Here is a 22876-nt window from a genome sequence, read left to right as displayed (position 1 = left end):
CCCGCGCCGACGACGGGGTCCCGCCCGGGAGGCCCACCCCACCGCACACGGGTACCGTCACGCCCGACCACCCCACCGCACACGGGTACCGTCACGCCCGACTACCCCACCGACCTGGAGGACCATGTCCGACTCCGTCACGCAGCCCACGCCCGACGCCACTCCGACCGCGCTGCCCGTCATCCGGCCGCTGCCCGGTGCCGCGCCGCGGGCGCGCGACGACCAGCAGGTCCACGGCGACGGCTGGCGCATCACGGTGCTCACCGACGGGCTGTTCCGCGTCGAACGGTCGACTGACGGCGGGTTCGAGGACCGGGCCTCCACGTTCGCGATCCGCCGCGACCTGCCGGCGGTGCCGTTCGACGTCGAGCGGTCCGGCCGGGGCGTCGTCCTGACGACGGCCCGGGCACGGCTGCGGTACGACGGCGGCCCGTTCTCGGCGAGCGGGCTGCTCGTCGAGATGATCGGCGCGGACACCGGCCGGTGGCGGTACGGCGAGCCGACGCGGGACCTCGGCGGTACGGCGCGGACGCTCGACGACGTCGACGGCCGGACGGACCTCGAACCGGGCGTCGTCGCTCCCGACGGCATCGCGGTGGTCGACGACGCCGCCTCGTTCCTGTTCGAGGACGACGGCTGGGTCGGCGTGCGTGCCGCCGATCGCGAGGACCTCTACGTGTTCGCGTACGGCCGCGACTACCCGGCCGCCGTCTCGGCGCTGTACGCGGTCTCGGGACCGCCCACGCGCCTCCCGCGATGGGCGCTCGGCAACTGGTGGAGCCGGTACCACCCGTACACGGCCGACAGCTACCTGGCGCTCATGGACCGGTTCGACGACGAGGGCGTCCCGTTCTCCGTCGCCGTGATCGACATGGACTGGCACCGCGTCGACTCCGTGCCGTCGCGGTTCGGGAACGGTTGGACCGGCTACTCGTGGGAGCGCTCGTTGTTCCCCGACCCGGAGGGGTTCCTCACCGCCCTGCACGAGCGCGGCATGCGGACGACCCTCAACCTGCACCCCGCCGACGGCGTGCGGGCGTTCGAGGACGCCTACCCGACGATGGCGCGGGCGCTCGGGGTCGACCCGGAGACGGAGCGCCCGCTACCCTTCGCGCCGACGGACCGCGCGTTCCTCGAGTCGTACTTCCGCGACCTGCACGACCCGCTCGAGGACCAGGGCGTCGACTTCTGGTGGATCGACTGGCAGCAGGGGCGCACCTCCGACCTGCCGGGGGTCGACCCGCTCTGGGTGCTCAACCACTTCCACCACCTCGACGCCGCCCGGAACGGCGGCCCGGGGATGACGTTCTCGCGGTACGCGGGGCCCGGCAGCCACCGGTACGCCGTCGGGTTCTCGGGCGACGCGGTCGTGTCGTGGGCGTCGCTGGCGTTCCAGCCGGAGTTCACGGCGACCGCCGCCAACATCGGGTACGCGTGGTGGAGCCACGACATCGGCGGGCACACCCGGGGCGTGCGCGACGACGAGCTGGCGACGCGCTGGGTGCAGTTCGGGGTGTTCTCGCCGATCATGCGGCTGCACTCCGCCAACAACCCGTTCATCCGCAAGGAGCCGTGGTCGTTCCCGCCGGAGCACCGCGCCGCCATGGACGACGCCCTCCGGTTCCGTCACCGGATGGTGCCCTACCTGCACACGATGAACCACGCGGCGGCGGCCGGCACCCCGCTCGTCCGGCCGATGTACCACCTGGAGCCGCGCCGGAGCGAGGCCTACCGCGTCCCGAACGAGTACGCGTTCGGGTCCGAGCTGCTCGTCGCGCCGATCACCGAGCCGCGCGACCCGGCCTCGCTGCTCGGGAGCGTCCGAGCCTGGCTGCCCGCCGGGACCTGGACCGACGTGTTCACCGGGACGGTCTACCGCGGCGACCGGAGCCTCGCGTTCCACCGGCCGACCGCGTCGATCCCCGTGCTCCTGCGGGCCGGCGGGATCCTGCCGCTCGACGAGGGTCCCGACCTCGACGCGACCCGGAACCCGAGCGAGCTCGAGGTGCTCGTCGCGCCGGCCGCCTCCGGGACGTTCGTGCTGGCGGAGGACGCCGAGGACGACGACGCGGGCGTTGCCGCCGCCGGTCCGGCCGTCCGGACCGAGCTCGCCTGGGACCTCCCGACCCGCACGTTCCGCATCGGACCCGCGGAGGGCCGGGGCGACCTGGTCCCGCCCGTCCGGACGTGGATCCTCACCGTCCTCGCCGCCCTGCCGGACGGACCGGTGACCGTCGACGGCGCCGAGGTCGCGGTCACCGGGGTCGACGGGCGCTGGAGCGTGACCGCGACCGTCCCGTCCGACGTCGGTGCCGTCGTCCGCATCGCGGGGGAGGTCCGGGTCGGCCCCGACCGACGCGCCGCGGCCCGCACCGTGCTCGCCGACGCGCAGATGGGCAACCCCGAGAAGCTCGAGGCGTGGGAGATCGTCGCCGCTGACCGACCCGTCGTGGACCGGCTCGCGGAGCTCGACGCCGTGGCGCTGCCGCAGGCGGTCCGGGCGGCGCTCACCGAGTTGCTCGGGGCGGTGGTCGGGGAGGTGCCGCCGGGCGATGTGTCCTGAGCGAGCTCCGTTGTTCTGGAGGCCAGCCGGCTCGCGGGTCCCGCTGACTTCACTGCGAGAGGTCGCGGAGTCCCTACGTGAGACCGCCTGCGCCCCGGTCGGCGCGGGGAGTCCGGGCCGGCGGGCGGCCCAGCGGGAAGTTCGCTGGACGACCCGCTATCGGCCAGCGGTAGCGGGCCTGAGGCCTCGGGTGGATGACGGTCGCCCGGGCGATGTCGACCGGTAGGTTCAGGTCGTGTCGATCGTGCTTGCGCAGAACCTCTTCGGTATCGCGTTGGCACTCGGAGCAGCCTCGCTGCTGATCGGGCTGATGCACCAATGGCGACGCATCTTGCAGCGTCGGCAGACGGGGGCGACGCAAAAGCTGCGCTCCTCTCCATTCGAAGCGGTGTGTGTCATCGTCGGCGGTGCGCTCGTACTCCTCGCCCTATTCCTCAGCGGGATGGCTTTTCCCTAGGAGCTGCTCGTCGCACCGGCTTCGTAGTCCTCGCCGGCGCCGTCGAATCAGTCACGAGCGTGTGCAGACTGACGAGATCGTCCAGTAGCCGATCGGCTATCGGTCGCCGTGTTCCGTGCTCAAGCGAAGCCCCCCGAGTGTGTCCGGTGAGAGTCGACCCGCAACAGCTCCTCGGCAGACACGGGTTCGAACAAGTCCCATGCCGAACGAAGGTGTTCCGACGTGATCGGCGCGGCCCCGGAGGCACCTTCCTCGTTGCGCTTCTGCAAGCGGGTCCACAGCGTGTCGTAGTCGACGTCGAACACGTGAAGGTCGATGAGTGCGCCGCAGGAGCGGGCGTCGGCGAACTTCTGGGCCCGTTCAGCCTTCATCCACAGGCCGTCTTCGAGGATCACATCGACACCTCGCCGTAGCAGGACGAGGGCGTGTTGGTACAGCGCGGCTTGTAGCCGCTCGTGAAACGCGCTCTCGGAATGCGGGACGCCCAGCCGGTCCTGCCACTCATCCGTAGCGAGGCGCACGCCTTTGCCTTCAGCTTCGAGGCGACGCGCGAGCGTCGTCTTGCCCGAACCTGGCAACCCGGAGAACAAGGTGAGGGTCGCGGCGCGATCCCCGAACCTTCGGCCCTTGCGTTGCATGCCCCGAGCGTGCCACCCCCGGGGATTTACCGCGCAAGGCTCGACCATCAGACATCCGCGTTCACCCAGGCCCTGAGCAGGCTGTCGACCTGCTCCTCCTCGCTCATGTCGGTGACGTCGACGACGAGGTCCACCGCCGGCGGTGAGGCGGCGATCCGATGGAGGAGCTCGAACTCCTCGTCCGTGATGTAGACCGGCCGCGTCGCTGCTCGTGCGCGGGCTGCATCGAGGCTGATCACGAGGTGAACGACGAAGCACCCGGGCAATTCCGCGCGGTACACGGGCAGGGTCTCCTGGGTCACCACGTCGGATGCAGTGACGGCGAAGCCGGCGGCGAGCAGGTTCCTCGCGAGGGCCGCGACGTTGCGGGTGGCGAGAGCGTGCTGGGCACGACCCTCGGAACCGGACCACAGGGTGGCGTCGCCTGCGACGACGAGTTGACGAATGTCGTCACCGTCGATGTATGCGGCGCGCTCGTGGGAGACCGCGAGGGCCCGCCCGCATGTCGTCTTCCCGACTGCCGGGCCGCCCGAGAGGATCAGTGGTCGCATCATCGCGTCCTTCCATCGTGGCCAAAACTACCGAGGTGCAAGCTCGACGTCGGAGCGGGATCTGCTGTAGGACAGGGATGGGGGACGCATCAACCATCCACTACGGCTCCTCGTCATCGATGGGACACTGCTGTCGTGCAGATCGACGAGCTGAGCGACGAGGTCGAGGAGGTCTCGGCCTTCTACGCGGAGCGCCACGGCATCGATCGGTCCGATGACTGGTTCGTGTTGAAGCTCAACGAAGAGGTCGGGGAGCTGACGCAGGCGTACCTCGCCCGTGCTGGGCAGGCACGCGACAAGGGACGCTCCGACGTCGAGCTCGAAGGCGACTTTCGATCAGAGCTGGCGGACGTGCTCGCGCAGGTGCTGTTGATCGCGCGCCGCTTCGACGTCGACTTGGCCGAGGAGGTCGCTCGGAAGTGGCTCGTCTGGAAGCCTTCCCATTAGCCGATCGTTCACCAGAGACCGACGGCGGTCGCGGGCGGGGGACGGAATCGGGAGCACTCCGAGAGCGAGCGACCGGCTCCCGCTTCAAAGCGTTTCGAGGTGCTCTGTCGCGGCGAGAACTCGGTTGCGCCTGTTTGCCTCCACGAGACCCGCAATCGTGACTGCCACGGCTGTAGCGAGTTCGAGAACGAGCAGTGCTGACCCCCACCCACCGACCGTGCGGATCAACGACCCCGCGAAGCCAGCGACACCCAGACCCATGCCGATCAGTGGCGGCAGTGCGGCGCGTGTCGAGCGCCGTTGCGACAGGTGTGTGGCGCGAACGAGCCTCGCAGTCACTGGGGTGACTGTTTCTTTCCCGCGAATCTGCCGTCCGATGGTTCGACGTTGCGCCTTGTCGAGAACCTGGAACGGGCGCTCCGGTGCCTCGATCGTGTAGGGCAGCAGGGTGTGGAGCTGTCGCGCCCGGATCCAGCTGGTGAAAGCGACGCCGGCTCCCGCGACGGTGAGAAGAAACCAGATCAGCGTCGTCGAACGGAACGCGGACGTGACGGTGACGAGAAGCCACAGGCTGCACAGACCTGCCGCGCCCGCCTGCTGCGAGATGCCGACGACGGTGGCTCCGTGCTGGGCAAGGCGCTCGGCGCGCCGACCCGCGATCACGAAGTTGTCGTCCCCGACGAGGTCGTGTGATTCCACAACTGCGAACCAACCACAGATGCCCAGACGGAGACAACCGCCCGATGCCGTGAGAGTGGACTGGTCGGTGTCTCGATGGTCGGGACTTCATCGAACGGGCGCGGCAGGCTGAGCCCGGGTCACGTGGCGGTCACGATTGCAGCGACGTCGTGTTCGGACAGTCCCAGCGGTGTCGTGCCGATGGGCCCGTGCGGTCGTCGGAGGGTGATCGCGCGGGTCAGCGCGGCGTCGCCGGCGCGCTCTCGCGCACGAGGATGCGGTGCCCCACCGTGTGGTGTGCCCCGCCCTGGTGCGCGCCGTCGAGTTCCCGGAGCACGAGGTCGAGCGCGCGCTCCGCGAGCCCGTGCGTGTCGGGCGCGACCGAGGTCAGGCTCGGGTCGGTGCTCGCGCCGAGCTCGATGGCGTCCCACCCGATAACGGCGACGTCGTCGGGGACGGCGATCCCGTGGCGGCGGAGCGAGCGGAGGGCACCGATCGCGGCGAGGTCGTCGCGGCAGAGCAGGGCGTCCATCCGCAGGCCGGCGTCGAGCGCCGCGTCGAGGGCCTCCTCGGCGCCCCGCGCGTCGCCGACCTCGCGGGGGACCAGGAGCGTCGGGTCGTCCGGCAGGCCTGCCCCGGCCAGTGCGCGCCGGTACCCCTCGAGTCGGAGGGTCGAGGTTCGGGACGACTCGCCGACCTCGTGCCCGAGGAACGCGATGCGCCGTCGACCGAGGCCGAGCAGGTGGGCGACGGCGTCCTCGGCGGCGGCGACGTTGTCGATCGCCACCTGGTCCGAGGTGGTGGGTTGCGGGTCCTCGCCGAGGAACACGACCGGCATGCCGCGCCGCATCGCGTCGAGCTCGCCGGCGCTGAGCATCTGGGGGTGCATGACGAGGGCGTCGATCGTGCCGGCCTCACGGTCGGCGAGGACCGCGCGTTCGCCCTCGGCCGTGCCGCCCGTCTCGATGAGCAGCAGCCGGTAGCCGTGCGACTCGGCAACGCGAGCGAACACGTGGGCCAGTTCGGCGAAGTACGGGCGGCGGAGGTCGGGGAACGCGAGACCGAGCATCCGGGATCGTCCGGTGGCCAGGCTCCGGGCGAGTCCGTTCGGTCGGTAGCCGAGTTCGTCGATGGCCGCCTGCACCCGCGCGCGCATCCGCGGACTGACGTGCTGGTACCCGCGCACGACGTTCGAGACCGTCCCGATCGAGATGCCGGCCCGGTCCGCCACGTCCTGCAGGGTGACGCGATCCATGGGGGAAGGGTATCGCCACGCGCATTTGAAGCGGTATAAATTTGACTCGTGCACATCGATGACGCTGTCCCGACGACGCCCGCTTCCTCGTCCCCGGCCGCTCCGCCGGTCGCCGCGCCGACCCTCCCGGTCGCGAGCCGGCAGGACGGCACCCATCCGCGACCGCAGCTCATCCGCGGGCGATGGGCCTCCCTCGACGGCACCTGGTCGTTCCGCCACGACGACGCCGACGCAGGCCTGGTCGCGGGCTGGACCGTGGGCCTCCCGGACGCCGGTGTGATCACCGTGCCGTTCCCGCCGGAGTCGGTCGCGTCGGGTGTGGACGAGCCGGGGTTCCACCCGGTGGTCTGGTACGCGCGGAGCATCTCCGCGGAGGATCTCGAGCGTGCCGGGCGTTCGGCCGATGCGTCGCGGGTGCTGCTGCACTTCGGCGCGGTGGACCACCGCGCGAGCGTCTGGATCGACAGCGCACTCGTCGGGACGCACGAGGGCGGGCACACGCCGTTCACGATCGACGTCACCGCGTCCGTGGACGACGGCCGCACCCACACCCTGGTCGTCCGCGCCGAGGACGACCCCCACGACGTCACGCAGCCCCGCGGCAAGCAGGATTGGCACGAAGAGCCGCACGCGATCTGGTACCGGCGCACCACCGGGATCTGGCAGACCGTCTGGCTCGAGGCCGTACCGCCCGTGTCGGTCGAGGCGCTGCGGTGGGTGCCCGCGGGTCCGACCGCCGTCGCGCTCGGCGTCCGCCTGCGCGGCGCGGCACGGGCGGGCGCACGGGTGCGCGTGGCACTCCGCTGGGAGGACCGTGGCGAGGACCTCGGGACGACCGAGGTCACGGTGCCCACCGCCACCGACACGGTCGACCTCGTCCTGCCGATCGCCCGGCAGGTGAACGGGCAGGCCGAGGACGAGATCCGCTGGAGCCCGGAACACCCCAGGCTCGTCGACGCGACGGTCACCCTGCTCGACCCCGCCGGCGCGGTGCTCGACGCGGTGTCCTCGTACCTCGGGCTCCGGACCGTCGCGGTCGACCGGGGGGCGTTCCTGCTCAACGACCGCCCGTACGACGTCCGGAGCGTCCTCAACCAGGGCTACTGGCCGGACTCGAACCTCACCGCGCCCTCGCCCGAGGCCTTGCGGCGCGAGGTCGAGCTCATCAAGGAGCTCGGGTTCACCGCGACCCGGATCCACCAGAAGATCGAGGACCCCCGGTTCCTGTTCTGGGCGGACCGCCTCGGCCTCCTCGTCTGGGGCGAGGCCCCGGGTGCGTACGCGTTCACCCCGACGGCGGTGCAGCGGCTCATGCGCGAGTGGATGGACGCCGTGGAACGGGATGTGTCGCACCCGTGCATCGTGACGTGGGTGCCGCTCAACGAGAGCTGGGGCATCCAGCACGTGCCGCAGGACCGCGCCCAGCAGGCGTACTCGCGCGCCCTCGCCGACGTGACCCGGGCGCTCGACCCGTCACGGCCGGTCATCTCGAACGACGGCTGGGAGCACACCGCGTCGGACATCCTGACCGTGCACGACTACGAGGGTGACGGTGGCGTCCTCGCCCGCACCTACGCCGACGCGGCCGCCCGGACCGCCGTGCTGTCCGGCATGGGACCCGCCACCCGGCGGATCCTCGTCGACGGCGTGGAGGACCAGGGCCAGCCCGTCATGCTCACCGAGTTCGGCGGCGTGCAGTACCAGCCGGGCGCACGGCGCGAGGACGGCTGGGGCTACACGGCCGCGACCGACGGCGACGACTACCTCGACCGGATCACGGCGCTGTACGACGCCATCCGAGCGAGCACGTTCCTGGCGGGCTCGTGCTACACGCAGCTGACGGACACGCTGCAGGAGACGAACGGGCTGCTCACCGCGGAACGCGAGCCGAAGGTGCCGATCGAGCGGATCCGCCGCGCGGTCACCGGGCGCGGCTGAGCGCCCCCGCCCCCCGGAAACCGCCTGGTTCCGACAGGTCGGCGGTCGGACGACACCGAGGAAGTCGCCCGTTCCCGTTCGGGGGGAGGAGGTCAGAACTCCTCGACGTACTCCTCGGCTGGGCCGAGTTCCGGTCCGTCCCGGAGTTCGAGCACGGTGCCGAGGCGTTCGAGATCGAGCACGGTGACGGTGTTGGCGCCTGGACGGAGGAGCGGGGCGGGGCAGTACAGGGTGACCTGCGGACCGATCTCCCAGTAGCGGCCGAGCAGGAACCCGTTGACCCACACGAAGCCCTTGGTCGAACCAGGCAGGGCGAGGAACGTGTCGGCCGGCTCGTCGACGTCGAGGGTCGCGGTGGCGAAGCCGGAAGCCGGCGCGGTCGTGGCTCGGGTGACGGGAGCGCTCGTCGCGGCGTCGAGCTGGTCCGGGCCGAGGTCCTGGAGTGGTACTGCCACGCTCTCCCAGCCCTGGACCATCCTCCGGTCGACGAGCACCGGCCCGAGCAACCCCTTGCGGCCGCCGAGGAGCGGACCGTAGTTCACCCGTCCCAGGGACTCGACCACGACCTCCAGACGGATCGCGTCACCGGTGCCGGTGACCGTCACGGAACCGCTTGGGCCGTCGACGACGCCGACCGGCGCCCCGTCGACCAGGACCACCGCGCGGTCGCGTACCTCCGTCAGGGTGAGTTCGTGGACGCCTGCGGGGATCCGAGGGAACGCGACGTGGACGACGAGACCCGCGTCGAGTCCGAGGTCCTCGTACGCGGCGGGGAGCGGCCGGAACACCGACCGCTCGCCGACCGCCCGGAGGCCGGGGAGCAGGTCCGCACGGCGCTGCAGCGCGATCGTCCGCGGTGGCAGGTGTGATGGTTGCGCTGCGACGCGGAGCGGCACCGAACCGTCGACACCGAGCTCGGCACGCATGGCGTGGAACTTGGGGGTCAGCGTGCCGTCCTCGGCGATCGGCGCGTCGGAGTCGTAGCTGGTGACGGTGGGCTGCAGGACGCCGTCGAGTTCGTTCGCGCCCGCCCAGAGGCCGAAGTTCGTGCCGCCATGCGCCATGTACACGCTGACGCTGCCGTGGTCGTCGAGGATGCCCGACAGCGTCGACGTGGCGCTCGCGACGGAGCGGACGTGATGTGGCTCGCCCCAGTGGTCGAACCATCCATTCCAGTACTCGGCGACGACGAACGGCTCCTCGGGTCGGCGGTCCGCCTGCAGCCGCCGCGCCGCCGCCGGCCGGGAGCCCATCGTGACGGCGGCGAGGGTCCCCGGGACGCTCCCCCCGTCGAGCATGAGGTCCGTGGGGCCGTCGGCCGTGAAGAGCAACTCGTCGATCCCGCGTGACACGAGGGCCTCGCGGTTCCAGAGCAGGTAGGCATGGTCGTCGCCGTAGCTGCCGAACTCGTTCTCGACCTGGAGTGCGACGACGGGGCCGCCACGGTTCGCCTGCAGGTCCCGCACCCGGGGGACCAGCTCGTCGAACCACGACCCGACCGGGCCCGTGAAACCCGGGTCGGAGCTGCGGAGCGCGACCCCGCGGGCGGTGAGCCAGCTCGGGAGGCCCCCGTTCGACCACTCGGCGCAGATGTACGGTCCGGGGCGGACGACGGCGTCGAGGCCTTCCTCGCCGACGACGGTCAGGAACCGCTCGAGGTCCCGCCAACCGTCGAACCGGGGAGCGCGCTGCTCGTGCGGCTGGTGGAAGTTCCAGGGCACGTACGTGTCCACCGTGTTGAGCCCGAGGTCTGCGAGCCGCCGGACACGGTCCCGCCACAGGTCGGGATGGACACGGAAGTAGTGGAGGGCTCCCGAGAGGATCCGGTGGGGTGCGCCCTCGCGGTACAGGCGGCGGTCCGCCCACGTGAGGGTCGCTCCGGAGTGGATCGTCGTCCCACTGGTCCTCGTCGGATCCGCGTCCGGGATCATCGATCCGGTCGGTTCGAGCAGGGTCGAGCGCACCGGCGCGACGCCGGTTGAGGGCAGATCCGTCACGCCGCGATCGTATGTTATCGATGCCATCTCTGCCAACATCGGCGGGAACGGCTCGCCGAGCAGCGGTCGCGATGGCATCGATGCCGACCGCACTGCCACAGTAGGCACATGACCGAGACCGACATCCACGCCGTCCGCGGTCCGAGCATGACCGATGTCGCGCGGGCCGCCGGGGTGTCCGCGCAGACCGTCTCGCGGACCCTGCGCGACTCCCCGAACGTCAACCCCGAGACGCGTCGACGCGTCCTCCTGGCGGTCGAGCAGCTGGGGTACCGACTGAACAACGCGGCCCGGATGCTGTCGTCCGGCCGGTCCCGCACGCTCGGACTCGTGCTGCTGCAGTCCGGCGGGTACTACTCGCGCTCGGCGGTGACGGCGGGTGTCGAGTCGGCGGCCGAGGCCGCCGGACTCGCCGTGAGCATCGCGACCATCGCGTCCCTCGACACGGGCCAGATGGAGCGGTCCTTGTCGAAGCTCGCCGACCAGGGGGTCGAGGGCATCGTCATCGCGGTCCCGCTCATCTCGGTCACCCGCAAGATGGAGGAGATCACCCGCGAGATCCCGACCGTCACCGTCGACGGTTCCCGCACGGCCGGCGCGGCCGTGGTCGGGATCGACCAGCGCGCCGCCGGGCGGCTCGCGACGGAGCACCTGCTGACACTCGGGCACGGTCAGGTGTGGCACGTGGGCGGACCGGACGAGTGGATCGAGGCCCGACAGCGTCGGCAGGGCTGGGAGGACGCCCTGGTGGCCGTGGGGATCGAACCGCCGCCGCCGCTCGAAGGGGACTGGTCGCCTGCCTCGGGTCACCGGCAGGGGCAGATCCTCGCCATGATCCCCGACGTGTCCGCGGTGTTCGTCGCGAGTGACGAGATGGCCTTCGGGGTCATCCGCGCCCTGCGCGAGCACGGGCGGCGGGTGCCCGACGACGTCTCGATCGTGAGCGTCGACGACATCGCGCTCGCGGCCTACTGCTCGCCGCCGCTCACCACGGTCCGGCAGGACTTCCACCGTGTCGGTGCGGCCGCCGTCGACCTGTTGCTCGCGCCCGGTGCCGGCCGCCCGCTGACCGACGACGGGGCCCCGGAGCTCGTCGTCCGGGCCACGACCGCCGCTCCCGCCGTTCGCTGAGTCGAGGGAGCGGCCGACCGGGCGAGCGCCGTGCCGTTTGTTTCCGGCTCATGAACCTGCTTGCGCGTCCGTGTTATCGATGCCACAGTGTTGACATCCGCGAACCAGGATCACCCCGACCGGCACGCGGACGACGACGACGCCGATCCGTGCCCGGGCTGGCGGACCGGAACCACCACCCCCACTTCGACCCGTCCGGGCAACGCGCCCGCGGAAGGACCCACAACGATGAAGAGACCGCTCGTCATGATCGGGGCCGCCGTCGCGGCGCTCGGACTGCTCGCCGGCTGCTCGACGACGAACTCCGGCTCGTCGTCGAGCAGCTCCACCACGCTGGACTTCGCCGCGCTCCAAGGCGGCTACGGCACCGCGATGTACCACAAGGTCATCGACGCGTACGAGAAGCTCCACCCCAACGTCCACATCAAGCTCACGCTGTCGAAGGACATCGAGGACGAGATCACCCCGCAGATGAAGGCCGGGAACTACCCGGACCTCGTCGAGCTCGGCGAGGGACGCGCGGCCGGCCTCACCGAGACGATGGTCAAGGACAAGGCGCTCGAGGACCTCACCCCGGTGCTCAAGGAGAAGATCCCGGGTCAGGGCGGCACGGTCTCATCACAGTTGACCGGGGGCATCGTCGGCAACCTGGCGACCAACCCGTACGGCACCGACAAGACCTACCTGATGCCCGTCTACTACGCGCCGACCGGCCTGGTGTACGACAAGCACCTGTTCGCCGAGAAGGGCTGGGCGGTCCCGACGACCTGGAAGCAGATGTTCCAGCTCGGCGACGAGGCCAAGGCGCAGGGCATGTCGCTGTTCACCTACCCGACGACCGGCTACCTCGACTCGTTCTTCTACGCGCTCACGGCTGACGTCGGTGGCAAGGCGTTCTACGACGACGTCATGAACTACAAGCCCGGGATCTGGGAGACCGCGAAGGGCAAGAAGGTCCTCGACATCGCGACGAAGCTGCTGAGCTACGCCGCCCCGACCACCGTCGGCTACGCGAACGAGCAGGACTACCTGAAGAACCAGCAGAGCGTCATGGACGACAAGGCACTCTTCATGCCGAACGGGACGTGGGTCTCGACGGAGATGGCGAGCGCACCGCGGGCCTCCGGGTTCGAGTGGGGACTTATGCCGCTGCCGGCCGTCTCCGCCGGTGACGAACGGTACATCGCGACGCAGACCGAGGCCGTGTGGGTGCCGAGCGCGGCGAAGCACAAGGACGCGGCGAAGGACTTCATCGCGTTCATGTACTCGAAGAAGGCCGCCAAGCTGTTCGCCGCCTCCGGGGCGATCCAGCCCATCAAGGGCGTGTCCTCGCTCCTGACCGGCGACAACAAGTCGTTCTACAAGGTCTACGACGAGTCGGGCGTCAAGCCGATCGTCGGCGGCTTCGCCAGTACCGGGACGGTCCAGGGCGTCAGCATCCAGGACACCCTCTTCGGCACCGCAAACAGCATCATCACCGGCGACAAGACCGAGGCCCAGTGGCGGAGCGCCCTGAACGCCGCGAGCAACAAGCTCCACGCGGCGAAGGACTGACCGGAAGCATCGGACACCCGCCCCGGCGGTCCCGCTGATCCCGGGACCGCCGGGCCCCACGAGGGACCACACGAGGAACCAAGCGAAGGACGTCAATCGTGACCTCAACCTCCACACCGCCGGCACCGACCACGGTCGCCGGTACCCCGGCACCGGTCGCGCCCTCCCGTGAGCGCCGGATCCGGCGGATCCAGCCGGGCGTCGCACGCCAAGGGAGCGGTGGCCGTCGCGGCGGTCGGGGCTTCGTCATCGCCTGCCTCGCCCCGGCGCTCGTCCTGTTCGCCGTGTTCATGGTCTGGCCGACGATCAGCGTGTTCCGCATGTCGTTGTTCACCTGGAGCGGTTTCTCGCCGACCGCGCAGTTCGTCGGGCTCCAGAACTTCGAGGCGCTGTTCCAGGACCAGCAGTTCATCCGGGCGTTCGAGAACACGGTCGCGCTGCTCGTCGTCGTCACCGTCGTCACCATGGGGATGGCACTGTTCCTGGCGGCGATCATGACCCGGCAGTCGCTCCGCGCGAAGAACCTCTACCGGTTCATCCTCTACATCCCGAACATCCTGTCGGTCGTCGTGATCGCAGCGATCTTCTCCGCGATCTACGACCAGGACAACGGGCTCATCAACGGCTCGCTCCACCTGCTGTCGCTCGACGGGCTCCGTCAGGTCTGGCTCGGCGACCAGCACATCGTCGTCTACTCCGTCGGCATCGCCATGGTCTGGCAGTCGCTCGGCTACTACATGGTCATGTACATGTCGAGCATGGCGAGCGTCCCCGAGGAGCTCTACGAGGCCTCGTCGCTCGACGGCGCGAGCAACGGTCGCCAGTTCTTCACGATCACGCTGCCGCTCATCTGGCAGAACCTCCGCACCACGCTGACCTTCTTCATCATGAGCGCGGTCAACCTCAGCTTCGTCCTCGTGCACGCGATGACCGGCGGTGGGCCCGACGGCTCGAGCGAGGTGCTCCTGTCCTACATGTACAAGCAGGCCTACACGAACGGGTCATACGGCTACGGGATGGCGATCGGGGTCGTCATCTTCGCGTTCTCGTTCCTCGTCTCGCTCCTGGTGAGCCGGGCCACCAAGCGCGAGCCGCTGCAGTTCTGAGGAGTCGACCATGACCACCATCACCACTCGCCGCCCCCGCGTCGGCCGCACCCTCACCTACGTCCTCGTCATCATCGCCTCGCTCGCCACCGCGGTCCCGGTCGCGTGGGTGATCTTCGCGTCCGTCAAGAAGAAGAGCGAGTTCTACGGCAGCCCATGGGCGCTGCCGCAGGGTTTCCACTGGCAGAACTACGTCGCCGCGTTCGTCGACGCCCAGATGGGCCAGTACTTCCTGACGAGCGTGCTCGTGACGCTGCTCGGGCTCGCTTTCGTCCTCGCGGTCTCGATTCCCGCCGCCTACGTCATCGCGCGCTACGAGTTCCCGGGCAAGCGGATGATCGAACTCGCGCTGCTCGCGGGCCTGTTCGTCAACGTCAACTACATCGTCGTGCCGATCTTCCTCATGCTCGTCGGCTGGGACCGGGCGATCAGCTCGATCGCGCCGAACGGGCTGTTCCTCAACGACCCCGTGATGCTCTCCCTCGTCTACGCGGCGACGAGCATCCCGTTCACGATCTACCTGCTCACCGCGTTCTTCCGCACGATCCCGGTGGACTACGAGGAGGCCGCGTCGCTCGACGGCGCGAGCCGGTTCGGCGTGATGACCCGGATCATGCTCCCGATGGCGCGCCCCGCGGTGACCACCGTGATCCTGTTCAACTTCCTCGCCTACTGGAACGACTTCATCATCTCGATGACCCTGCTGACCGGGTCGCACAAGACGGTCCAGGTCGGTCTCCTCAACCTGATGACCGCCGAGAAGGCCGCCGCCGATTACGGACGTCTCTACGCCGGCATGGTCATCGTCATCGTCCCCGTGCTCATCGTGTACGCGCTCATCCAACGTCGGCTCATCGAGGGCATGGCGTCCGGCGGGGTCAAGGGATGAGCGCGGCAGTGTTCGACGTCATGGAGGGATCCGGACAGTGAAGGAATCGACCGCAGCGGCACTCGTGATCGTGGCCCGCGTCGTGGCGGTGCTCGTCTGCGTCGTCCTCGTCGTGGTCGCGCGGACCCACGTCGGCTGGCCGAGCCTGCTGCTCATGCTCGTCGGGCTCGCCGGACTCATCGCCGTGCTCTGGAGCTACAACCGGCGGTTCCGGTGAGCGGAGCAGCGGCCGGGAGTCCCGGCGCGGCCGCCACGAGTGCCGTCACCCCACTGGATCCCGCGTTGGCGGCGATGGTCGCAGTACGCCCCTCCCAGCGGCAGTTGGCGTGGCAGGCGATGGAGTTCACCGCGTTCGTCCACTTCGGCATGAACACGATGACCGACCGTGAATGGGGTGCGGGACACGAGGACCCGGCGCTCTTCGATCCCGAGGACGTCGACACGGACCAGTGGATGGCGGCGGTCGCGAGCGCCGGCATGACCGGGGTGATCCTGACCGCCAAGCACCACGACGGCTTCTGTCTGTGGCCGAGCGCCGTGACCCGCCACTCCGTGGCCGCGTCGCCCTGGCGCGGCGGGCACGGCAACCTGGTCGGCGAGGTCGCGGACGCCGCCCGGCGCCACGGTCTCCGGTTCGGCGTCTACCTGTCGCCGTGGGACCGGACCGAGGCGTCCTACGGTTCGGGCCGCGCGTACGACGACTTCTACGTGGCCCAGCTCACGGAGCTGCTCACCGGGTACGGCGACGTGTTCTCGGTGTGGTTCGACGGTGCCAACGGCGAGGGACCGAACGGTCGACGCCAGGTGTACGACTGGGACCGCTACTACGCCGTCATCCGCGAACTCCAACCGGGCGCGGTCATCAACGTCTGCGGCCCGGACGTCCGCTGGTGTGGGAACGAGGCCGGGCACACCCGCGCCGACGAGTGGAGCGTCGTGCCGCGCGCCCTGCAGGACGCCGAGCGCATCGCCGAACGATCCCAGCAGGTCGACGACGGCACCTTCACCACGCTGGTGCGGAGCGACGAGGAGGATCTGGGCAGCCGAGCCGCCCTCGCCGGGCACGAGGACGACCTGGTCTGGTACCCGGCCGAGGTGAACACGTCGATCCGCCCCGGTTGGTTCCACCACCCGGCCGAGGACGACGCGGTCCGCAGCGTCGACGAGCTGTTCGCGATCCACCGGTCGGCGGTGGGCGGCAACGCGGGGTTCCTGCTGAACGTCCCGCCGACACGAGCCGGTCGGATCGCGGAGCCCGACGTCGCGGTGCTCGCCGAGCTCGGCGAACGGATCGCGGACCAGCGTCGGCGCGTCGTCGAGGCGGACGTCGAGCCGTCGAGCGGTGTGGTCCGGACTGGCGGCGATGGCTGGCCGCGCCCCGACATCGGCTCGCCCGCGGACCCGGCGCTCGACCTCGCCAACGGCACCGGTCGGTGGGAGCCCGAGCCGGGCGATGCGTCGCCGCACCTCACCCTGCGACTGGCCGAGCCGACGGTCGTCGAGGCCGTCGTCATCAAGGAGGAGATCGCCGTCGGGCAGCGCATCGAGCGCGCTGTCGTGACGGCGGCCCTTCGGGGTGCACTCGTCCTGCGCGCTGAGTTCGGTGCGGTCGGCTACCAGCGCATCGTCCCGCTCGCCCCCGAACTCGTCGACACCGTGACGATCGAGATCCGGCTCTCCCGCGCCGTCCCGGTGATCGCGGGCGTCGCAGTGGTCAGGGCGGCGGTGGCACCCGGCGGATGATCGGGGGGCGTGTGCCCGCGAGGGTGGTGTCCAGCGCCCCGGGTCCTGAGGCGGCTGGCAGGCAGCGCGGAGTGCGATGAGCAGGAGTTCCGAGCCCGAGGAGATGCATCGTGCCCCTGAATCCAGCTGTCGCGAACCGCTCGACCGGTGTCGTGCCTCCCGGCCGGCCCGGCGGGTTCGAACTCGCCCTGCTCGACCGCGGCGCCGACGTCCTGCAGACCACCGCACCATTGGCCGGGTTCGACGTCTACGTCGTCGGCTTCCACTGCGCCAAGGGGGAGCCGGACCTGCAGATGGAGGCGCACCATTTCTGCAAGGTGGTGAACGCGGACATGCTCCAGTGCGTCCTCTTCGACGGCAACACGCGCGACGCGAACCTGATCGGCATCGAGTACATCGTCTCCGAGGCGTTGTACGGAACGCTCCCCGAGGAGGAACGGGCCGCGTGGCACCCGCACAACCACGAGGTGTTCTCCGGGGAACTCGTCGCGCCCGGACTGCCGGTCGCCATCGAGACGGAGCTGATGGGGCACCTCGTGAACTCGTACGGCAAGACCTGGCACACCTGGCACAGCACGCCGATGGGGGAGCACCCGGCGCAGCCGTTGCCCCTCGGCGACCCGATGCTCATGTGGTCGTTCAACCGCGAGGGCGAGGTCGACGAGGCCCTGCGTCGGGACCGCAACGCCGCGATGCACACGGACCCCGAGCCGCGGAAGGCATCCCGGGCGAAGTACCTCGACCGGGCGCATCCGCAGCAGGGGGTCGGGACGATGCGCGACGCCTTCAGCGGGACGAGTCCGACTCCCGGCGTGGTCGACGCGCAGGACGGGCGTCCCTGACCCGCCGGCCGCGCTGCCCCTGCTGCGCCGGTGTGGCGAGGAGCAACGACGTCACCGACCGCGGCATGTCCGCCTGCGTGCCCTGGCTCACCGACGTGTCGTTCTCCGGGCCACACCCACGGACCTCATCACCGGCGGGAGCGCCCGGCGCAGAACCGGACCATCGTGTCGTCCACGCGACTGGTGACGATGACCGTCGGGGGCAACGACGTCGGCGAGGTGGCCGGGCTCATGATGTGCCGGAGCGCGTCGCCCGCTGGGGCCGGGGCGCGTTCGTCGGGGTGGCCCTGCTCGGTGCCCGTCACTCGTCGCGCAGCACCCCGGCCCCGCGGTAGTTCCCGAGTCCGAGGAACGTTTCGACCCGCTGCACGCCGGGGATCTGCCAGATCCGAACGAGGAGGACCTCCTGCAGGTGGGCGTGGTCACGCAGGCGGAACTTGGCGATGAGGTCCCACTGGCCCGTGACGATGTCGAGGTCCTCGAGCTCCGGCATCTCGACGAGGTGCTCGATGATCGCACCGAGGTCGGCACCGGCGGCGGCGGTCATCGGGATGTGCACTGACATGGAGTAGCCGAGGGTCGCCCAGTCGATGTCGAGCGTGTAGGCGCGGATGACGCCGAGGCGTTCCAGTCGGGCGATCCGCTCGCCGATCGCGGGGGCGGAGAGCGCGACCTCGCGGGACAGGGCGCGCTGGGAGCGCCGCGAGTCGTCGGCGAGCGCCCGGAGGAGGGCGTGGTCGAGCTCGTCGAGCGGGACCTTCGCCGTCGGGCGCTGGATGAGCTGCGCGAGCTTCGAGCCGGCGGGGGCCTCGTCGTCGTCCGGGCCGGTCGCTTCGGTGCTCGAGGTGCTCATCCGCTCTCTTCTCCTCGCGTCCCCCGGCAGCCTAACCGGGGAGACCGGCAGCCTAGCCGGGGCGCACTGCGGCCCGGCCGGGGACCCTCGCAGCCCGACCGGTGCGCCCGAAGTCCCGTCCGGCCCCGGACCCCGATCCCCACGGTCACCGCGCGGTGACCGACCGGGCGTCGATGGCGGCCCCGATCCGGTCGATCGCCTCGACGACCGCGTCGACGCCGTTGGCGATCGAGATCCGGACGTGCCCCTCGCCACCGCTGCCGAAGGCGGTGCCGGGGGCGACGGCGACGCCCGCGTCCGCGACGAGTGCGCGCGCGAACGCGTCACTCCGGAGGCCGGACGCCGACACGTCGACCCAGAGGTAGAACGCCCCCTCCGGCCGGAACGCGGGGATGCCGCGTTCCTCGAGCGCGGCGAGCGCGGTGTCCCGTCGCATCCGGTAGGCGGCGCGCATCGTCGTGACCACGTCCTGCGGACCGGTCACGGCCTCCAGGGCGGCGTACTGCGTCGGCATCGCGACGCACGACAGCATCGCCTCGTGCGCGTTCGACAGCGTCGAGACGACCGCCTGCGGCAAGGCGAGGTACCCGATGCGCCATCCGGTCATCGCGTACGTCTTCGAGAAGCTGTAGACCGATATCACGGAGTCGGTCTCGTCGAACACCGCGGTGGAGACGTGCGGGCGGTCGAAGGTGAGCTCGTCGTAGCACTCATCCGAGACGATCCAGAGACCGTGGCCGTTCGCCCAGGCGACCACCTCGGCGAGCCGATCGGCGTCGAACACGGAGCCGAGCGGGTTCGAGGGTGCGTTCAGCACGATCGCCCTGGTCCGCGGCGTGACCCGCGCCTCCAGGTCGGCGACGGTGGGCAGGTAGTCGTCCTCGGCGCGCAGCCGGTAGCCGACGCTCGTCGCGCGGAGGAGCCGGCACATCATCTGGTAGTTCGGCCACCCGGGGCTCGGGACGAGGACCTCGTCGCCCGGGTCGACCAGCCCGACGAGTGCCACGTAGATGCCCTGCACCGCGCCGGACGTGACGAGCACCTGCTCGGCGCGGGTCTCGAATCCGTTCCGCGTCCGGATCTTCTCGGCGAGCGCCTCGCGCAGCTGCGGGATCCCCGGCGTGACCGAGTACTTGGTGGCACCGGCGGCGGCGGCGCGGGCGGCGGCCTCCACGACGTTCGGTGGTGTGGGGAAGTCGGGCTCGCCGAGCTCGAGTCGGATGGTGTCCGGTCGGGCGAGCGCGAGGTCCATGATCTCGCGGATCCCCGATCTGGGCATGGTGCTGGTGCTGGCTGGGATCTGCATGGGCGGAGCGCTGTTCCTTCGGTCGGTTCGTCGCGGGGAGCGAGTCAGGAGGCCGACCCGACCGGGCGGGCCGCACGGCGTGCTCGTGCCTTCGCCAGGGCCGTGTCGGTGGTCGGTGCGGCGGCGAGCAGTTCCTTCGTGTACTCGTGCTGGGGCGCCCGGTAGATGGACGTCTTGTCGGCGACCTCCACGATCTCACCGTGCCGCATGACGACGACCGTGTCGCTCATGTACCGCACGACGTGGAGGTCGTGGCTGATGAACAGGTACGCCAGCCCGTGCTCAGCCTGCAGACGCTTCAGCAGTTCGAGGATCTGCGCGCGGATCGAGACGTCGAGGGCGCTCGTCGGCTCGTCGGCGATGATCAGCTGCGGCGAGCTGGCGAGGGCGCGTGCGATGTTCACGCGTTGGCGCTGCCCGCCGGAGAGCTGCATCGGCCGACGCCGGGCGTGGGACGCGGGCAGCCCGACGTCCTCGAGGAGCTCGGACACGCGGTCGGCGATCCGGGCGCGCGGGACGATGCCGTGGACGACCAGCGGTTCCGCGAGGATCGCACCGATCGTCCGCCTCGGGTTCAGGGAACTGAGCGAGTCCTGGAACACCATCTGCACGCTGCGGCGGAGTTCCGCGAGCGACTCCGCGCTCTGGTCCACGGTCCTGCCGCCCAGGACGATGCGGCCGGACGTCGGTCGTTCCAGGCCGACGATCGTCCGCGCCACGGTGGACTTCCCGCTGCCCGACTGGCCGACGATGCCCACCGTGGTCCCGGCCTCCACGGACAGTGAGACGCCCCGGACCGCCTGCACCCCCTCGCCGCGCCGGAACAGGCCGCGTGGCGTGAAGGTGACGACGAGGTCGTCGACCCGGAGCAGTGGGTCGCTCATCAGGCGTCCTCTCGTTCGAGTGCCCGCACCGTGTCGAGCAGTGCGCGGGTGTACGGGTGCTGCGGCCTCGAGAACACGTCGTCGACCTCGCCCTGTTCGACGATCTCGCCGTACCGCATCACCGCGGTGACGTCGGACAGGCCGGCGACGACGCTGAGGTCGTGGCTGACGAGCATGAGTGCGAGGCCGAGTTCCGCGCTGAGGTCCTGGAGGAGTTCCAGCACCTGGGCCTGCACACTCACGTCGAGCGCCGTGGTCGGTTCGTCCGCCAGGAGCAGCACGGGGTTGCAGGAGATCGCCATCGCGATCACGACCCGCTGGCGCATCCCGCCGGAGAACTCGTGCGGGTACGCGGTCAGCTTCGCCCGCGCCGACTGGATCCCGACCCGCTCGAGCAGGTCGACCGCACGGTCGTCCGCTGCTGCCCCGGAGAGTCCGAGGTGCAGCCGGAGCGACTCGCGGAGCTGCGAGCCGATCGTCCGCGTCGGGTTCAGGGCGCCGAGCGGGTCCTGGTAGACGAGACCGATCTCCCGCCCGCGGATCGGCCGCATGGCCCGGTCGCCGAGCGTGACGAGGTCGCGACCGCGGAACAGGATCTGCCCGGTGACCCGGGTGCCGCGGGGGAGCAGGCCCAGGATCGCGAGGCACACCGTGCTCTTGCCGGAACCCGACTCGCCGACGAGTCCGAGCGTCTGGCCCGGGAACAGGTCGAAGTCGATCCCCGCCACCGCTGCGTTCCCCTCGGCGGTCCCGGGGAACACGACGCGCAGGTCGCGGACGGACAGCAGGGGCTCGGTGTCGCTCATGCGCGCACGGAGTCGAGCGCGAGCTCGTCACGGACCACTGCGCCGGCCTTGGCGACGAGCAGCACGTCCCGGATCGCCCCGATGTCCGCCGTGGGGTCGCCCTCGACGAGGAGCAGGTCGGCGGTCTTGCCGACCTCGATGGTGCCGAGGGTGTCGAGCACGTCGAAGTTCTCGGCAGAGGTCAGGGTCGCGGCGACGAGCGCCTGCACGGGGGTCATCCCGTACTCCACCATGAGCCCGAGCTCGACCGGCACCTCGGTGTGCGGGTTGTGGGGCGTCCCCGCGTCGGTCCCGCACGCGACTCGGACACCGGCCTCGACCATCGCCCGGAACCCCGCGACGGATGCGTCGGACTCCATCCGTGCTTTCCGGTACACCGATGCGGAGACGGTCTCGGGGTTCGTGACGATCCGGTTCACGGCCACCAGGGTCGGGACGATGATCGTGCCGCGCTCCAGGGCGAGCTCGATCGCCTCGTCGTCGAAGAAGCAGGCGTGTTCGATCGAGTCGAGTCCCGCCCGGATCGCGTTCTTGACGCCGGGGCCGCCGATCGCGTGGCTCGTGATCCGCTTGCCGGCGTTGTGCGCCTCGTCCACCGCCGCACGCAGCTCGTCGACGTGGAGTGCCGTCTGCAGCGGCGTGACGCCCTCGGTGAGCACCCCACCGGTGGCCATGATCTTGATGAAGTCGGCTCCGGCGTGCAGCTCGGCCCGCGTCGCCTGCGCGACACCCCACGGGCCGTCAGCCTGACGTCCGATGGAGTGCCCGTGGCCACCGGTCATCGTGATCACCCGGCCCGCGGCCTTCACCCGCGGCCCCGGAACGTAGCCCGACGCCACGATGTCGCGCAGCTCGATCGCGATCCCGTCGATGGACCCGCAGTCGCGCACGTTGGTGACGCCGGTCTGCAGCGTCTCGGCGAGGTTCACCACCGCCTGGACCGTGCCGTACGTCGAGGAGCCGGTCAGGGTGCCCCCGTCGTGGACGCCGTCGCCCATGAGGTGCACGTGGCCGTTGAACAGGCCCGGGAGGAGCGTGCGTCCCCGCCCGTCACGCACCACCCACCCGTCGCCGGGGGCGGGCGCCTGGTCGGCGGGGCCGACCCAGTCGATCGTGTCGTCCCGCACGAGGACGGATTGGTGCTCGACGACGCCGGCGGCGCGCGGGTCGAAGACGGTGACGTCGGAGACGAGGAGGTGGCTGGTCATGGCGGGTCCTTGCGGTCGAGGGCGGGTGGC

Annotated in this window: 21 protein-coding genes; 11 read left to right on the top strand and 10 right to left on the bottom strand. The window is 70.6% G+C overall.

The features are described 5' to 3' along the window. Window positions 1-124 precede the first annotated feature (124 nt). On the top strand, window positions 125-2563 hold the full coding sequence (locus tag DEI82_RS14140; RefSeq protein ID WP_111037345.1) for a glycoside hydrolase family 31 protein: 2439 nt from the start codon (window positions 125-127) through the stop codon (window positions 2561-2563). 235 nt (window positions 2564-2798) lie between these two features. After that, window positions 2799-3020, top strand: coding sequence for a hypothetical protein (locus DEI82_RS14135; protein ID WP_111037344.1), 222 nt, complete (start codon window positions 2799-2801; stop codon window positions 3018-3020). Window positions 3021-3139: 119 nt separating this feature from the next. Here the strand turns inward: DEI82_RS14135 and DEI82_RS14130 are convergent, their stop codons facing one another. Both DEI82_RS14130 and DEI82_RS14125 read right to left on the bottom strand, forming a co-directional pair. After that, a complete protein-coding gene (locus DEI82_RS14130) occupies window positions 3140-3658 on the bottom strand; it encodes an ATP-binding protein (RefSeq protein ID WP_181435223.1) in 519 nt (172 codons plus the stop codon). Between the two features lie 47 nt (window positions 3659-3705). Beyond that, entirely contained in the window at window positions 3706-4209 is a 504-nt protein-coding gene (locus tag DEI82_RS14125) for a hypothetical protein (protein WP_146242926.1), read from the bottom strand. A gap of 135 nt (window positions 4210-4344) precedes the next feature. On the opposite strand from DEI82_RS14125, the gene DEI82_RS14120 reads away from it, so the two are divergent. Continuing rightward, complete coding sequence (locus DEI82_RS14120) at window positions 4345-4656, top strand: pyrophosphatase (protein WP_111037341.1); 312 nt, start codon at window positions 4345-4347, stop codon at window positions 4654-4656. An 84-nt stretch (window positions 4657-4740) separates the two neighbouring features. Here the strand turns inward: DEI82_RS14120 and DEI82_RS14115 are convergent, their stop codons facing one another. Both DEI82_RS14115 and DEI82_RS14110 read right to left on the bottom strand, forming a co-directional pair. Beyond that, window positions 4741-5355 (bottom strand): hypothetical protein, encoded by a 615-nt coding sequence (locus DEI82_RS14115; RefSeq protein WP_111037340.1) that lies wholly within the window; start codon window positions 5353-5355, stop codon window positions 4741-4743. Window positions 5356-5572: 217 nt separating this feature from the next. Next, a complete protein-coding gene (locus DEI82_RS14110; protein WP_111037339.1) occupies window positions 5573-6589 on the bottom strand; it encodes a LacI family DNA-binding transcriptional regulator in 1017 nt (338 codons plus the stop codon). Window positions 6590-6637: 48 nt separating this feature from the next. Between DEI82_RS14110 and DEI82_RS14105 the strand changes: the two genes are divergently transcribed. Beyond that, a complete protein-coding gene (locus tag DEI82_RS14105) occupies window positions 6638-8527 on the top strand; it encodes a glycoside hydrolase family 2 protein (RefSeq protein ID WP_258372075.1) in 1890 nt (629 codons plus the stop codon). A 92-nt stretch (window positions 8528-8619) separates the two neighbouring features. On the opposite strand, the gene DEI82_RS14100 is transcribed toward DEI82_RS14105, so the two are convergent. Then, the gene (locus DEI82_RS14100; protein WP_258372074.1) at window positions 8620-10524 is read right to left on the bottom strand and encodes a beta-galactosidase; all 1905 of its coding nucleotides are present in this window, start codon (window positions 10522-10524) and stop codon (window positions 8620-8622) included. Window positions 10525-10632: 108 nt separating this feature from the next. Here DEI82_RS14100 and DEI82_RS14095 point away from each other — a divergent pair, with 108 nt between their 5' ends. The 7 genes from DEI82_RS14095 to DEI82_RS14065 all read left to right on the top strand — a co-directional run bounded on the left by DEI82_RS14095 (window position 10633) and on the right by DEI82_RS14065 (window position 17789). Further along, on the top strand, window positions 10633-11655 hold the full coding sequence (locus DEI82_RS14095) for a LacI family DNA-binding transcriptional regulator (protein WP_111010967.1): 1023 nt from the start codon (window positions 10633-10635) through the stop codon (window positions 11653-11655). A gap of 228 nt (window positions 11656-11883) precedes the next feature. Continuing rightward, entirely contained in the window at window positions 11884-13209 is a 1326-nt protein-coding gene (locus DEI82_RS14090; RefSeq protein ID WP_111037338.1) for a carbohydrate ABC transporter substrate-binding protein, read from the top strand. A 98-nt stretch (window positions 13210-13307) separates the two neighbouring features. Next, complete coding sequence (locus DEI82_RS14085) at window positions 13308-14315, top strand: carbohydrate ABC transporter permease (RefSeq protein ID WP_258368691.1); 1008 nt, start codon at window positions 13308-13310, stop codon at window positions 14313-14315. Between the two features lie 10 nt (window positions 14316-14325). Beyond that, complete coding sequence (locus DEI82_RS14080; protein WP_111037337.1) at window positions 14326-15204, top strand: carbohydrate ABC transporter permease; 879 nt, start codon at window positions 14326-14328, stop codon at window positions 15202-15204. A gap of 37 nt (window positions 15205-15241) precedes the next feature. Next, window positions 15242-15421 (top strand): DUF6903 family protein, encoded by a 180-nt coding sequence (locus DEI82_RS14075; protein WP_111010970.1) that lies wholly within the window; start codon window positions 15242-15244, stop codon window positions 15419-15421. Further along, window positions 15418-16947: an alpha-L-fucosidase gene (locus tag DEI82_RS14070; RefSeq protein ID WP_258372073.1), complete on the top strand. Its 1530-nt coding sequence runs from the start codon at window positions 15418-15420 to the stop codon at window positions 16945-16947. Before DEI82_RS14075 ends, DEI82_RS14070 begins: the two co-directional genes overlap by 4 nt. A gap of 110 nt (window positions 16948-17057) precedes the next feature. Next, window positions 17058-17789 carry an OBAP family protein gene (locus DEI82_RS14065; RefSeq protein WP_258372072.1) on the top strand — a complete coding sequence of 244 codons (732 nt, stop codon included), beginning with the start codon at window positions 17058-17060 and terminating at the stop codon, window positions 17787-17789. A gap of 301 nt (window positions 17790-18090) precedes the next feature. Here the strand turns inward: DEI82_RS14065 and DEI82_RS14060 are convergent, their stop codons facing one another. The 5 genes from DEI82_RS14060 to DEI82_RS14040 form a co-directional block, all read right to left on the bottom strand. After that, on the bottom strand, window positions 18091-18642 hold the full coding sequence (locus tag DEI82_RS14060) for an Lrp/AsnC family transcriptional regulator (protein WP_111037335.1): 552 nt from the start codon (window positions 18640-18642) through the stop codon (window positions 18091-18093). A gap of 145 nt (window positions 18643-18787) precedes the next feature. After that, window positions 18788-19921: a pyridoxal phosphate-dependent aminotransferase gene (locus DEI82_RS14055; protein ID WP_181435222.1), complete on the bottom strand. Its 1134-nt coding sequence runs from the start codon at window positions 19919-19921 to the stop codon at window positions 18788-18790. Window positions 19922-19992: 71 nt separating this feature from the next. Beyond that, on the bottom strand, window positions 19993-20832 hold the full coding sequence (locus DEI82_RS14050) for an ATP-binding cassette domain-containing protein (protein ID WP_111037333.1): 840 nt from the start codon (window positions 20830-20832) through the stop codon (window positions 19993-19995). Then, complete coding sequence (locus DEI82_RS14045; RefSeq protein ID WP_111011006.1) at window positions 20832-21638, bottom strand: ABC transporter ATP-binding protein; 807 nt, start codon at window positions 21636-21638, stop codon at window positions 20832-20834. The genes DEI82_RS14050 and DEI82_RS14045 overlap by 1 nt, the downstream gene beginning before the upstream one ends. Beyond that, window positions 21635-22846 carry an amidohydrolase family protein gene (locus DEI82_RS14040; protein WP_111010975.1) on the bottom strand — a complete coding sequence of 404 codons (1212 nt, stop codon included), beginning with the start codon at window positions 22844-22846 and terminating at the stop codon, window positions 21635-21637. The genes DEI82_RS14045 and DEI82_RS14040 overlap by 4 nt, the downstream gene beginning before the upstream one ends. Between the last annotated feature and the right edge of the window lie 30 nt (window positions 22847-22876).

The organism is Curtobacterium sp. MCBD17_019 (assembly GCF_003234555.1).
GTDB lineage: Bacteria > Actinomycetota > Actinomycetes > Actinomycetales > Microbacteriaceae > Curtobacterium.
This window is presented reverse-complemented; position numbering and strand designations above follow the sequence as displayed.

Coding starts and splice junctions, on each gene's coding strand:
- DEI82_RS14140 (WP_111037345.1), top strand. CDS start 125: ATGTCCGACTCCGTCACGCAGCCCACGCCCGACGCCACTCCGACCGCG.
- DEI82_RS14130 (WP_181435223.1), bottom strand. CDS start 3,658: ATGCAACGCAAGGGCCGAAGGTTCGGGGATCGCGCCGCGACCCTCACC.
- DEI82_RS14125 (WP_146242926.1), bottom strand. CDS start 4,209: ATGCGACCACTGATCCTCTCGGGCGGCCCGGCAGTCGGGAAGACGACA.
- DEI82_RS14110 (WP_111037339.1), bottom strand. CDS start 6,589: ATGGATCGCGTCACCCTGCAGGACGTGGCGGACCGGGCCGGCATCTCG.
- DEI82_RS14095 (WP_111010967.1), top strand. CDS start 10,633: ATGACCGAGACCGACATCCACGCCGTCCGCGGTCCGAGCATGACCGAT.
- DEI82_RS14090 (WP_111037338.1), top strand. CDS start 11,884: ATGAAGAGACCGCTCGTCATGATCGGGGCCGCCGTCGCGGCGCTCGGA.
- DEI82_RS14080 (WP_111037337.1), top strand. CDS start 14,326: ATGACCACCATCACCACTCGCCGCCCCCGCGTCGGCCGCACCCTCACC.
- DEI82_RS14060 (WP_111037335.1), bottom strand. CDS start 18,642: ATGAGCACCTCGAGCACCGAAGCGACCGGCCCGGACGACGACGAGGCC.
- DEI82_RS14055 (WP_181435222.1), bottom strand. CDS start 19,921: ATGCCCAGATCGGGGATCCGCGAGATCATGGACCTCGCGCTCGCCCGA.
- DEI82_RS14050 (WP_111037333.1), bottom strand. CDS start 20,832: ATGAGCGACCCACTGCTCCGGGTCGACGACCTCGTCGTCACCTTCACG.
- DEI82_RS14045 (WP_111011006.1), bottom strand. CDS start 21,638: ATGAGCGACACCGAGCCCCTGCTGTCCGTCCGCGACCTGCGCGTCGTG.
- DEI82_RS14040 (WP_111010975.1), bottom strand. CDS start 22,846: ATGACCAGCCACCTCCTCGTCTCCGACGTCACCGTCTTCGACCCGCGC.